This window comes from Prevotella micans F0438, from assembly GCF_000243035.1.
GTDB classification, from domain to species: Bacteria; Bacteroidota; Bacteroidia; order Bacteroidales; family Bacteroidaceae; genus Prevotella; species Prevotella micans.
Map to the genome: position 1 here is coordinate 21,427 of NZ_JH594521.1, position 12,678 is coordinate 34,104.

12 protein-coding genes and 1 pseudogene are annotated in these 12,678 nt (G+C 47.7%); 5 read left to right on the forward strand and 8 right to left on the reverse strand.

Annotated elements, in window-relative coordinates:
- Positions 1-84: 84 nt before the first annotated feature.
- The 4 genes from HMPREF9140_RS00075 to HMPREF9140_RS00090 form a co-directional block, all read right to left on the reverse strand.
- Complete coding sequence (locus HMPREF9140_RS00075; protein WP_006950835.1) at positions 85-687, reverse strand: calycin-like domain-containing protein; 603 nt, start codon at positions 685-687, stop codon at positions 85-87.
- Positions 688-692: 5 nt separating this feature from the next.
- Complete coding sequence (gene ybeY / locus HMPREF9140_RS00080; RefSeq protein WP_006950837.1) at positions 693-1,124, reverse strand: rRNA maturation RNase YbeY; 432 nt, start codon at positions 1,122-1,124, stop codon at positions 693-695.
- Positions 1,121-1,579 carry a pantetheine-phosphate adenylyltransferase gene (gene coaD, locus HMPREF9140_RS00085; protein WP_006950839.1) on the reverse strand — a complete coding sequence of 153 codons (459 nt, stop codon included), beginning with the start codon at positions 1,577-1,579 and terminating at the stop codon, positions 1,121-1,123. The genes ybeY and coaD overlap by 4 nt, the downstream gene beginning before the upstream one ends.
- A gap of 684 nt (positions 1,580-2,263) precedes the next feature.
- Positions 2,264-4,567, reverse strand: a complete 2,304-nt coding sequence (locus tag HMPREF9140_RS00090) for a transglycosylase domain-containing protein (protein WP_006950840.1) — start codon at positions 4,565-4,567, stop codon at positions 2,264-2,266.
- A gap of 220 nt (positions 4,568-4,787) precedes the next feature.
- Here HMPREF9140_RS00090 and pyrB point away from each other — a divergent pair, with 220 nt between their 5' ends.
- The 4 genes from pyrB to HMPREF9140_RS00110 are packed head-to-tail and all read left to right on the forward strand — an operon-like array spanning position 4,788 to position 7,317.
- On the forward strand, positions 4,788-5,732 hold the full coding sequence (pyrB, locus tag HMPREF9140_RS00095) for an aspartate carbamoyltransferase (RefSeq protein ID WP_006950841.1): 945 nt from the start codon (positions 4,788-4,790) through the stop codon (positions 5,730-5,732).
- Positions 5,733-5,746: 14 nt separating this feature from the next.
- Positions 5,747-6,205, forward strand: coding sequence for an aspartate carbamoyltransferase regulatory subunit (gene pyrI, locus HMPREF9140_RS00100; RefSeq protein WP_006950843.1), 459 nt, complete (start codon positions 5,747-5,749; stop codon positions 6,203-6,205).
- A 27-nt stretch (positions 6,206-6,232) separates the two neighbouring features.
- A complete protein-coding gene (locus HMPREF9140_RS00105; RefSeq protein ID WP_006950844.1) occupies positions 6,233-6,553 on the forward strand; it encodes a metal-sulfur cluster assembly factor in 321 nt (106 codons plus the stop codon).
- A complete protein-coding gene (locus HMPREF9140_RS00110) occupies positions 6,553-7,317 on the forward strand; it encodes a UDP-2,3-diacylglucosamine diphosphatase (RefSeq protein ID WP_006950846.1) in 765 nt (254 codons plus the stop codon). Before HMPREF9140_RS00105 ends, HMPREF9140_RS00110 begins: the two co-directional genes overlap by 1 nt.
- A 279-nt stretch (positions 7,318-7,596) precedes the next feature.
- On the opposite strand, the pseudogene HMPREF9140_RS00115 reads toward HMPREF9140_RS00110, so the two are convergent.
- A pseudogene (locus HMPREF9140_RS00115) lies at positions 7,597-8,381 on the reverse strand (class I SAM-dependent methyltransferase).
- A gap of 211 nt (positions 8,382-8,592) precedes the next feature.
- Here HMPREF9140_RS00115 and HMPREF9140_RS00120 point away from each other — a divergent pair.
- The gene (locus HMPREF9140_RS00120) at positions 8,593-9,381 is read left to right on the forward strand and encodes a hypothetical protein (RefSeq protein ID WP_004341067.1); all 789 of its coding nucleotides are present in this window, start codon (positions 8,593-8,595) and stop codon (positions 9,379-9,381) included.
- A gap of 36 nt (positions 9,382-9,417) precedes the next feature.
- Here HMPREF9140_RS00120 and mobV read toward each other — a convergent pair whose 3' ends face one another.
- From mobV to HMPREF9140_RS00135, 3 genes are all read right to left on the reverse strand, one after another.
- Positions 9,418-10,779, reverse strand: coding sequence for a MobV family relaxase (gene mobV, locus HMPREF9140_RS00125; RefSeq protein WP_006950859.1), 1,362 nt, complete (start codon positions 10,777-10,779; stop codon positions 9,418-9,420).
- A gap of 220 nt (positions 10,780-10,999) precedes the next feature.
- A complete protein-coding gene (locus tag HMPREF9140_RS00130; RefSeq protein WP_004363970.1) occupies positions 11,000-11,416 on the reverse strand; it encodes a hypothetical protein in 417 nt (138 codons plus the stop codon).
- 11 nt (positions 11,417-11,427) lie between these two features.
- Positions 11,428-12,675, reverse strand: coding sequence for a primase-helicase family protein (locus tag HMPREF9140_RS00135; protein ID WP_004363971.1), 1,248 nt, complete (start codon positions 12,673-12,675; stop codon positions 11,428-11,430).
- Between the last annotated feature and the right edge of the window lie 3 nt (positions 12,676-12,678).

Here is a 12,678-nt window from a genome sequence, read left to right on the forward strand (position 1 = left end):
CGTGCAAACTTACTCAAAAATCCCGAGCCTCTTTGCTTTGCAATTGGGCTCGGGATTTTCGTTTCTAAGCTCTGGAGCGGCTATCTATTTTCTCACTTTCACGACACTTCCGTCGGCTTTCCTAACGATGTAGATCTTTCCATCTTGCATTCGTTCTGCTCGGGTTCCGTCGAGGTTGTAGACTTCTTCTTTGCCGTTTGTAGTCGATTTGATTTGCTGTAAAGATGTTACGATGTTATCTTCTTTTCCGAAAACAACTTTGATGGTCATTGGTACCAGAAGCACTTTTACTTTGATTTCGATGTTAGCATAGAGCTTGTTACCAAATTGTTTGGCTTTCAAATCGATTGGCACATCGCCCAAAGTTGGGCCCATCCACGAGCTTACGTTCGGGTCGGTGCCTTTAGTAATTTTGATAGACTTCTTAGCACTGAACTCCACGATTCCTTTAGTGTTAATGGTTCCATCGATGTCGTTAACAATGATGTTTCCCACGCCCATTCCTTTATACTGGAAGTTGTAGAGCGCCATGGTGTATTTACCATTGTCTTGTTTAGTGAGTACGATGGTTGCCGTGTCGCGTACGGTTTGTCCCATGGCTGTAACCATCACCGAGTCTTTGAAATTTGTTGCGCTTGCACCAATGGCACAGGCGACTAGCAGGATTAGAGTAAAAATCTTCTTCATGTTTTCTATTTTAATTGGTTTGAATTTATCAGCATCGTGAGCGCTTTGTTTTCGCAGGCCTCCATTTTTTCGCGCTCGCCGGGGCCCTTGTCGTTTATTCCGCAGAGGTGCAGAATCCCGTGTATAATCACTCTGTGCAGTTCGTCTTTGAACTCTTTCTTGAACAGTTCGGCATTGCTCCGCACGGTGTCGAGCGAAATAATGATATCGCCGTTTATCGTGTTGCCCTCGTCATAGTCGAAGGTGATTATGTCGGTGTAATAATCGTGTCCGAGGTATTGTTTGTTAACCTCGAGAATCTTTTCGTCGCTCACGAACAGATAGCCTATTTCGCCAGTTATCTTACCGTAATCAGATGCTACGGTCTTTATCCACCGTGTTATATCGCGTTTGCGAATCCGCGGCATCTTTATGCCTTCTGAACTATATGTAATCATTCGTTGTTTATTTTCGGATTGGGAAGGAACTCGCTAACATCGCGCCCGAAACTCATCAGTTCGCGTACGAGACTCGAGCTTATTCCGGAATATTCAGGCTCGGCTATAAGAAGAATCGTGTCGATGCCCGACAGGCGGCGGTTCAGTTCGGCCTGTTCTCGTTCGTATTCGAAATCTTTCACGCTCCGCACTCCTTTCACGAAACATGTGGCTTGCTCGGCAATGGCGAAGTCGACGCTCAATCCTGAATAAGCTTTGACCTCTACGCGCTGATTGTTGGTATATACTTTATTTATTTGGTTCACCCGTTCGTCGGCCGAGAGCTCATTATTTTTCTGCCTATTAGTTCCCACTCCGATTATGATTCTGTCCATCATTCTCAGCGCCCGTTTCACAATGGCATCATGCCCGATGGTGAAAGGGTTGAATGAGCCCGTGAATATTCCCGTTGTCATGTTTTTATCTTGGTTATCAAGAAGAATAATTCTTTATCTGAAACGCTGCAAAAGTACGGCATTCAAAAAATCTTTCCGCCCGCTCTTATTTTATTTTCTCCGGCTGGCCTATCAAACCTATGCTATAGTAGAGATTGAACGTATTCATCATGTTAAGTTCCGAGAGAGGGGAATGAGATTGTGAAAACGAATTTGGTCTTATTTGCGGTTCTATACTTTTATGATATAATTATCCACAATGCGAACAGCAGATACAACATGGTTGAAAGGAACATCTTTTTTGTTTTCTTAGCTTCATACGATGATTTTACCTCTATTTAGTTTTATTACACGGCTTCGGCTAGTTATGAAGACAAGAGAAGAATGATGTTTCGTTAGTCTGACGCATCAGATTAGACTATAAGAATTAGTTTTAATCTCTCCTAATGTGTGAGAAGAGTCAAAATAAGTTTGGTTTGTCCTATCAAACATGTGAGAAGAGCTTAAAGAGGTTTGTTTCATCCTATCAAATACGTAGGACAGGGTGAAATGAATTTGGATTGGGTTAATATGAGAGTAAAAAAGTTGGACACACTCTCAACGAGCATGTCCAACATAAGAAATTTCAATTATCGGAACCGACTTTCGCAAGTTAGTCCACGATGCACACTATAATTTTATAATTAAGAACCAATTAAATAACTCCTATTGATATATCTCCTGAATGCCGTTGACAGCTGTTGAGTCAGAAACGCTGCAGGGGTCGAAGCCGGCGGGGATTTTGAACTTTGCACTAGGACTGTAGCCGAGGCGTTTGTCGGCATAAACGAGCTGCATATAGTAGGCCCATATCGGGAGAGCCATCGTAGCGCCTTGGCCGAGTGACATATTGTCGAAGTGGATGTCGCGGTCGTCGCCGCCAACCCAACAGCCGTTGACGAGTTGGGGTGTAAAGCCCATAAACCAACCGTCGGAGTTGTTGTTGGTTGTTCCGGTTTTGCCGCCTACTTCATTGCGGATGTTGAAGGCATAGCGGAGTCGACTACCGGTTCCGCCGTCGACAACACCTTGGAGCATTCCAATCATTTTGTAGGAATTGTCTTCCGAGATGACTTCGTTCATGAGGGGTTGGAATTTGGCGATTACGTTGCCGTGACTGTCTTCAATCTTGGTAACGAAGAGTGGGGCACATCGTATGCCGTGGTTGACGAAGGTTGTATAACCACTAGCCATTTCGCACACGGATGCTTCGCATGGACCGAGGCAGAGAACGGGGGAGGCGTATTTTTCGATATCGGGGTTGTTGAGGCCGAAGTCGTGCAGGATTCCAACGAAAGGCGATGTGCCGAGGAGGGTTATGAGGTAGGCTGAAATCCAGTTGTTCGAGAATTTGAGTCCCCAGGCGAGTGGTACTTGTTGTCCGTAGCGTGCTCGTGAGCCGTTGCGAGGCGTCCATCCGCCGTATGAGCGTTGTACGTTGGGTGCTGTGGAGCATGGTGTCATGCCGTTTTGCATGGCTAGGGCGTAGAGGAATGGTTTAATGGTTGAGCCTACTTGTCGTCGTCCACCCATAACCATATCGTATTTGAAGTGCTGATAGTCTATTCCTCCGACATAGGCTTTAACGGCTCCGGTATAGGGCTCCATGCTTACGAAGGCTGAGCGTAGGAACGATTTATAGTAGCGCACGGAGTCGATGGGTGTCATTACGGTGTCGATTTCGCCATGATATGTGAAGAGTGTCATCTCGTGCGGTGTTTGAAAACTGCGCCTTATTTCTTCGGGTGTTGCGCCTTGTTCTTTGAGGCGTTGATAGCGCATGCTGAGCTTGCATGCTCGGTTGAGGATGGCTTTGATGGTTGCTCGGGATATGTTGTTTGAGAAGGGGGCATTTTTCTTGTATTGGTTGGCGATATTGAACTGTGCTTGTAGGTATCCGCCAACGTGTTTCCTGACGGCTTGTTCGGCGTATTGCTGCATTCGTGTGTCGATGGTGGTGTAGATTCTCAATCCGTCGGTGTTTACGTTGTATGGTTCTCCGTTTCGTTTGAGGTTTTTGTTGCACCATCCGTAGAGGGGGTCTTGTTCCCATGCAATTGAGTCGAGTACGAATTGTCGTTCTTGCCATTCGCTGTAGTCGTTGCGTACGGGTTTGGGTGCCATCATGTAGCGTCGCAGGAAGGCTTGGAAATATTCGGCTGCTCCTTCGATGGGTTTCGTTTTTTTGTAATCGAGTTCTAGCGGACGGGCCATGAGTTCGTTGAGTTCTTCTTTTGTGATGTAGGCCGAGCGGCACATTTGGGTGAGCACTACATTTCGACGTTGTAAGCAGCGTTTGGGATAGCGCAGGGGATTGAACATAGATGGATTTTTGCACAATCCAACTAGTGTGGCGGCTTGGGTTATGCTTAGACGTCGTGGTGGTTTGTTGAAGTATATGTTGGCTGCACGTTCGATTCCGACGGCGTTATGGAGGAAGTCGAAGTAGTTGAAATACATTGCTATTATTTCTTCTTTCGTGAAATGGCGTTCGAGCTTTATGGCGATTATCCATTCTATTGGTTTCTGCATCAGGCGCTCGAAAGTGCTGTGGGCCTTTTCGGAATAAACTTGCTTGGCTAATTGCTGTGTTATAGTTGAACCTCCGCCGGCGCTGGCTTGTTGCATCACTCCTCGCTTCACAATTGCTCGGCCGAGGGCAATGAAGTCGATTCCTGAATGTTCGTAGAATCGCTCATCTTCGGTTGCAACGAGTGCATGAACAAGATGTGGCGATAGGTTGTTGTAGTCGATAGCCACTCGGTTAGCGTTGTCTTGATTCCAGGTTCCCATGAGCTTTCCATCGGCCGAATAAACCTGTGACGCGAACTTGTCTATGGGGTTCGAAAGTTCTTCCATGTCAGGCATGTAGCCTATCCATCCATTCCACACTGCTACGAAGAATACGCTTGCAGATATAACTAGAAGAATCAGGGCTGCCCAGAGGGATTGTACAATATGTTTTCTCATTGATTTTATGGTTCGGTTAAGTTCGGCCGTCTTTGTGTGAATCGTTGGTTGTTAGCCGGTTCTATAAAGCAGCTGAATGCGTGCAAAGATACTCCAATCGGGATGAAGCTCAAAAGAAAAGGTTTTATTTTTCCCTCGTCCGAACCTTTCAAGAAACAGTGGTACAGGGATAAAGAAGAATAGGGCTACCTTTACCAGCCGAAAACAATAAGACTCAAAAATGGAGAAACATAATTTCGTCGACATCAAAAGTTTTGATAAGCAGCAGTTGCTCTACCTCATCGAAATGGCTCGAGAGTTCGAACGGTTTCCCAACCGCGAACTGCTCAAAGGTCGGGTAATTGCCACCTTGTTCTATGAACCTTCAACACGAACCCGATTGAGTTTTGAAACGGCCGCCAATAGGCTCGGTGCGCGGATAATCGGCTTTACCGATGCGAAGGTTTCGAGTGTCAGCAAAGGCGAAACACTCAAAGATACCATACTCATGGTTAGTAACTATGCCGACATAATCGTGATGAGGCATCACATAGAAGGTGCGGCACAATATGCTGCAGAAGTGGCGCCCGTGCCGATTGTGAATGCCGGCGACGGAGCACATCAACACCCATCACAATGTTTGCTCGACCTTTATTCGATTGCGCAAACGCAGGGCACGCTCGAGAATCTCGACATCTGTCTGGTAGGTGATTTGAAATATGGTCGAACTGTTCATTCTCTTCTCATGGCCATGCGCCACTTTAATCCCACGTTTCATTTCATAGCGCCCAAGGAGTTGGCTATGCCCGAGGAATATAAAATCTTTTGCTCGCAGAATGGTATACGGTTCGAAGAACATCACGATTTTACACCTGAAATTATTTCGCAGGCTGACATTCTTTATATGACACGCGTACAGAGAGAGCGATTCTCAGACCTTATGGAATACGAGCAGGTTAAGAATGTCTATATTCTTCGGAACGATATGCTAACCGATGCCAGAGAGAATATGAAAATTCTACACCCGTTGCCAAGAGTGAACGAAATAGCATATGATGTCGATGAAAATCCGCATGCCTACTATATCCAGCAGGCTAAGAACGGACTCTTCGCTCGGCAGGCTATCTTTGCTCACTGTCTAGGTATAACATTAGATGAGATTCAGGCTGACATAACTATCCTATAATAATGAAGCAAAACATGTCAAAAAAAGAACGACTCGTGGCCGCCATCCAAGACGGAACGGTTATAGACCACATCCCGGCTGCAAAAACATTTCAGGTTGCCAATCTGTTGCAACTCGAACGGCTCTCAACGCCCGTGACGATAGGCTACAACTTCACGTCGAACAAAGTGGGCCGGAAAGGTATAATCAAGGTAAGCAACAGGTTCTTCACCGATGCCGAAATTTCCCATCTGTCGGTTGTTGCCCCGAATGCTGTTCTCAACATCATCCACGACTACGAGGTGGCTGAAAAGAAAACTGTTCGTACTCCCGATGAACTTCGCGGTATAGTGAAATGCAATAATCCGAAATGCATCACCAATAACGAGCCCACCGGCACTATCTTTCATGTGGTTGATAAAAGCGAAGGTATCCTACGCTGTCACTATTGTGAAAAAGAACAGCATATCGACCAAGTGGAGCTCTGTAAGTAGGTATATTGATAAAAAATTGAATGTAAAATGACACAAGAAGAAAAAACGAAACTAGAGAGCGATATAGTTGACGTTCTGAAAACAGTTTACGACCCGGAGATACCCGTAAATATTTACGATCTAGGAATGGTTTATAGGATAGAGGTTGACGATGACAGCTCGGTTGATATGGATATGACCTTCACTGCCCCGTCTTGTCCGGCAGCAGACTTTATCCTCGAGGATGTGCGCACGAAAATTGAAAGTCTGCATGAAGTGAAAAGTGTGAATATAAATCTGGTTTTTGAACCGGCATGGGACCAGAGTATGATGTCGGAGGAAGCTCGTGTTGAACTGGGATTTGAATAATGAAAAACATTTATTTACTTTCGGATGCGCATCTCGGTTCGTTGGCCATTGAACACAGACGGACGCAGGAACGACGGCTGGTGAGATTCCTCGACGGAATAAAGAATAAGGCATCGGCCGTTTATCTGCTAGGAGACATGTTCGACTTCTGGAATGAATACAGGTTTGTTGTTCCAAAAGGTTTTACGCGATTCCTCGGAAAGCTGTCTGAACTTACTGATATGGGAGTTGAGGTGCATTATTTCACGGGAAATCACGACCTGTGGACATATGGCTATCTGGAAGAAGAATGTGGAGTGATTTTGCATCGGCATCCTGTTACGACCGAAATTCACGACAAAGTATTCTTCCTGGCTCATGGTGACGGATTGGGTGACCCGAGTCTTGGGTTCCGTATTCTTCGCAAGGTGTTCCACAATCGTGTGTGCCAAAAAATGTTTAACGCCATACACCCTTGGTGGGGAATGACACTCGGATTGAATTGGGCCAAGAAGAGTAGACAGAAACGCGAAGCCGGCAAAGAGGAACCGTTCATGGGCGAAGACAAGGAATATCTTGTCCAGTTTACTAAGAATTATATGGCTATGCATCAGGATATTGATTATTACATCTACGGCCATCGGCACATAGAACTCGATCTTAGCTTGTCGCGCAAGGTGCGCATGCTGATTCTTGGTGATTGGATATGGCAATTCACCTATGCAGTGTTCGATGGCGAGCATCTTTTCCTCGAACAATACGTAGAGGGTGATAGTAATCTATAGTTCTAAGATATTTCAGTTTTGAAACTAAAAGGCAAAATAGTTGTTCCTGCCGTTTGTCACTTTAGAAGTTTTGATTTAACTTTGGATAGAATAGCGACAATCCTTTATACAAGGGCACCTTGTGCGATTGGCTGATTTTGGGGTAACGATTTGGCAACCGTTCCATTTGCTGTGTACTGCTTTGTTTTGCTTGCAAAGAACTCTTTATCTCCGACAAAGATAATGATTATTCCCGAACAATTCTACTCTTTGCTTTATTTTTTCAAGGCAAGGAAAAAATTATTCCCCTGCCGATTTCAAGAAGTAGAAACACGATGTTGTGAAGAAATTGCGGATATATGGAATTGCCCCTATCACGGCGTACAGCCTTCGGGGACGCAGGTGGAATTTCACCTCGTAATGCGGATTGATGAAATAGAAAGTCCTGTCAATGGCTTCAAAGCCTTCCTTTCTCATCGTCCTCTCAAACAACTCTATCGGGCATTTGGTCTTCTTGATGTTCAACAGTTCTCTGACGCATCCCTCGTCTTCCTTCTGAGCCCTCAATATCCGCTCATACAATCTCGTCGGAAGCAGGTGAAAGAAAGGCAGGTGCGAGAGGAAGCGGCTTCGGCATATCTGCTGATGCCCACCGAAAGGCATCTGCCAAGCAGGAAAGGACATGAAAATTACCCCCGGGTTTTTAACAACTGTTTACACTTGTGCATAAATTCCTCCTTGTCGTCGATATGCTCTATCACATCATGGCAGACAATCAGGTCGAACTGATGCCTGAGTTCCTTCAACAGGAACACATCGGAGGCGATGAAACGCCCTTTTGCTCCGTTCTCTTGGAAAAACTTCCTTGCGTCCCTTATCCGTCCCTCTGCCATATCCACGCCCACTACATCGCAGCCCATGCGTGAGAAAGGCAGGAGGTTTCCACCGTCCCCGCAGCCTATCTCCAACACTTTCGTGCCTTTCCCTACCTGCCTGTACCGCTTGATGTAAGGAATGAAATACTTCTCGCTTGTGGTTGCGAGTTCGTTGAAATACTGTCTTCGGTTAAGTTGTCTTGACTGCATCTTATTTTAGGGGTGTTATGGTTTCAACGACAAAGGTAGCAATAATCATGGAATAAGACCGCATGTTTCATTCGTTACCATGAAAAATACCTATAAATGATTATATGGCAATGCGATATGGACGAGTGCAACCCAAAGTTTCCGCTCTTTCGTTTGCGGAATGGCGGGAAAATTCGTATATTTGCGAGGTACGACTAAAAAAGATGTAAATATGGCACACCGTAAAACTTGTTTTGTTTTATTGTTCTTGGCATTCCTGCTGGCATGCGCGTCCTGTTCCAATCCCCAAGACGAGGACAGGAAATCTTCTTTTCAATTGGATAAACCTTATAGGGAAATCATGCAAGGCTCTACGCTCCGTGTGTTCATCACGAGTGGCAGTGGAGACTTGCAGATAAGCAATTCCAATGCGTTTAAGGACTATGCTAGAATTGCCTATGCGAGAACTCCCGAACAGGCAGGGCATGTAGGTGTTCTTTCAATCCAAGCCCTGCAAGTGGGAGAATTTCAGGTCTCACTGACCGACAACCTCACAAAGGAAAGACAGCAACTGACCGTTAAAGTCCTCCCGCCTTATCTGTTACTGGAAATTCACGAAGGCTCAGACCCTGTATGGTCAATAGGAAGCGGAGTTTCGGGACTTTTCCTTGTCCAGAACGCAGCGCATTCTTTTTATCTGTGCCGTTACAAGCCCACTCTCTATCGGTATGTCAGTCCTGCCGTTCTCTCGGGCGTATATGAGATTGTCATGAAAGACGGCGTTCCGACGAACTTGCGCCTGCAAAGCAAGAAACAGGGAATTGTCCGTGATTTCACCTTGACAGGGAAAAACAAGAAAGAGGCTTTGGAAAAACTCGGGAGATTAGGCAGGCTCGGACTTCTTCCGAATGAAGAGAAATTCATCTGTCCCGTCTTTCTTGACGAACACGACATGGAAGAGCATATCATGGCGGAAATGACTTATAAGGAAGCAACCTTGCCTGAGAAAGTCATGGAGTGAGATGCAGGAAAGGAAGTGGAGCATGCGGAGGCACGGTTACAGCCTCACTCCCTTGCTCCTGTTCTCTTGGGAGGAATGGACGGACAAATGTCTGAATTTCTCCCACTGCTCCTTAAACCAACGGGCAATCGGCACTCTGTCCACGAGCAGGTCGAGTACGGTCTTGCCATCCCTTTCCTCCCTGCCCACCTGCAAGCGTGCCTTCTCAACGGCGAACGAACGCCTGTACTCATCAGAATGCAGTTTCCCCGTAACAACGAGTACTTTGCCTTGCAGGAGTTCGTCCGTGTGTCTCTCTGACAATCCGACCGAACGGCAAAGCCTTTCAATACGGAAAAACTCGGCAAGCATGGGAAACCATTCCTTTGCCTTGTCGATGATGCGCCTGAGATTGCCGATTTCACGCTGATGCTGCTCCGATGCCCGCAACCGCTCGGCGACGTGGCTTTCCTTCATTTTCTGCATATCCGTGCGCATCTGTCCGATGCTCTCTTTCAGTTCCGCCACCTCACCATGCAACTGCCTGTTCTCGCTTTCAAGCCTGCTCACTTTATTACCGCCCAACAGGGAGTTGATGCCGTTGAGTGCTGCTGTGGCGGTCTTGGTAGCTGAGTTTTTCAGTTCCACCGTTTTTTTCTCCGCCTTGATGCGTGCGAGTTCCATTTTGGCTTGCTCCGCCTCCTCGATGATGCACCGTGCTTCCGCCTCCCTTGCCAGCAGGTTGGCGATGTTCTCCTGTATGTCCTCGCCCTGCGTGATGAGATTGCGGTAATACTCATGCGTGGAGAGGTGCTTGGCTGTCGAGCCCCTGACACCCCTTTTCAGCCCGTACTTCGCCATGTGTTCGGCGTAGGTGTCCTGATACCTGATGAGGTTGGCACGGCTCATCACCTCGTCTGCGCAGAGGCGTGGGGCTGTCGCTTTCGTCCTGTACCTGCGCTTTGCCTTCTCTTCCTTTTTCTGCTTCCTGCGCTCACCCTGCACTATCGGCACTACGGTGGCATGGATGTGCGGTGTTTCCTCGTCCATGTGCAGGACTGCCGACACGAGGTTGTCCGCCCCGTAGGTCTCTCTCAGCCACGCCACGCTGTCATCGCACCACTCTCCGAGCCTCCTTTCGTTTTCCATTCGTTCCATATCCTCGTGCGTTCCGCTCAGCACGATGCGGATTGCCTGTACTTGGTTCTTCCCTATCTTGCGTTTCAGCCCTGCCGTGTCAAGGCGGTGGCGTATGGCAGCCGTGCGGTTGCACACACCGTCGGGAAACCTGATTAACTCACGGTTGAGGTGCGTTCTCGTAGGGTCTATGTTCTTCGGCACGATGGTGCGCTCGATGTGAGCCGACATTCCGCTGTCGGCTCCCTTTGCCTTTTCCAAATGCAATACGCAATATCCCATATCCTTTTGTCTTTTTTAGATGTTGTCATTATCTTGTTTTCGTTGCCTTGATGTCCTTAGATACGGTCGGTGGACAATCGTTGAAAGGAGGAAAGACTTCCTTTCGGCTTGCTCGTTTCTTTATGCCGACAGGCTCGGCAGGGGTGTCCAGAGGGGTGCAACCCCGTTGGCTTATTGGGAGATTTTCAGCGGACACGGAGTGAAGCGTGAGGAAAATCCCCTAATAAGCTACGGTATTTTCTCTTTTGAAAATATCCGTACCGTGCTTACCACGTGGGCATTTGCCCCTGCCACTTCTTTCCCTTATAACCTGAAGTCCCCACGGTTTCTCCATCGGTGCTGCCGATTGGACTTGTTTCTCCGAAGGCATACTTGGACTGCACCCGAATATCTGAATACCCTGCATGCTTGGAAATACAGAATGCACGGCTTGCCGTGACTGCCTTTTTCTGTTGCTTATATCAGCGTGTCTTGCCTGTTCCGTTTCAGCCTGTAATGCCACTGCCGTTTCCCACCGAAGTCGGAGTGATGAAAATTCTGATGAATTGATGAATGTCGTTCCAATAATCTGGAAATCAACATAATATGCTTTCATCATGCCCTCATCAAGCCGCTTGTCAAAGTGGAGTTTCATCATTTCCGATTCCTCTATCCCTGCATTTCCTCCAACTGCTTCCTGCCGATGGTGTAAAAACGCCCCGTGCGCCTAATCTCCGTATATGGGCGCATGTTGTCATAGCTCGGCTGGCAGGTCGTATAGGTGAGCGTGTTTTCGGCAGGAGTGAGTTTCCATATATCCTGCACGATACGCCTTACCTGCGTCCTGTCCGTCCTGCAGCCTGCGCAGTTCAGCAGAAGGAGCATGTCGTTGATGCAGAAAGAGAAAGCGGACGCTTTCATGCAGTCCATGACTTCAAGGCAGGTTTCCGCCATCTCCACCTCCGTCCTGTTACGGTTGCTCCGTATAATCCTGCTCAGGGCTTGCGTGTGGATGAGTTCGGGACTGAACCACATGCGGCTCTCTTTCTTCGTGGAGAGCGTGCGGTGCTGGAGAAAATAGAGGAAGGCGGGTATTTCCTCCTTTACCCTTTGCAGGAAGTCCGTGTCGTCCTTTTCTATCCTCCCCACCTTCCTCACCCAATAGCGTGTCTCTCCTGTGTCGATTATGACGGGTAGACGTTCGTTGTTGGAGCATAGTACGAACTTGGCGAAGAATGAAATCTCATCCCTGTCCTTGCCCTTCGCCTCCACCTTGTAGGAAAGGGTGGTGCTGAGGTTCTTGAGCCGCTCGCTGTCCTCCCTGCGGTCGAGAAGCACCTCGTCCACGAGGATGAGCAGTTTCCCTGCCCAGTCCGAGTTGAACTGACTTCGGAAGTCCTCGTTGGTGTTGAAGGTTACATTGCCCCCGAAGAGGGCTTTGAGGAAGTTGAGGAACGTGCTCTTGCCCGTGTTGCGCTCCTCTGATACGAGCAGCAGGATGGGCAGTTTCTCTATGGGCTGCAGGTAGAGTAGTTGCAGGTAGTCCATGCCAAGTTCGTACTGCTCCCCGAAGATGTGCCTTGCCAATGCCTCGATATGGGGAAACACACCTTGCTTCGGATGATGCCCCGTCGGCTCGTAGAGGTTGAGGAAACTGCCTACTACGGGCTGATAGTTCACATGGTCGGGGACGGTGCAAAAACCGTCATACTTCGGGACGGTCGCCAGATAGTCCCTGCCGTAGTCCTGACGGAGCGTCTCGTTGTTCCACACGATGCGCTTCCTTACAAAACCGCCTCCGACAAGAGGCATGTCTGCAAGTTTGTAGAGCGTTGTGCCCACACGGACGAAAGCCCCGTCCTTTTTTCTTTTTTCGGGCATATCTTCCAGCAGCCCGTCATTGTTTTTCTTATCCATTTC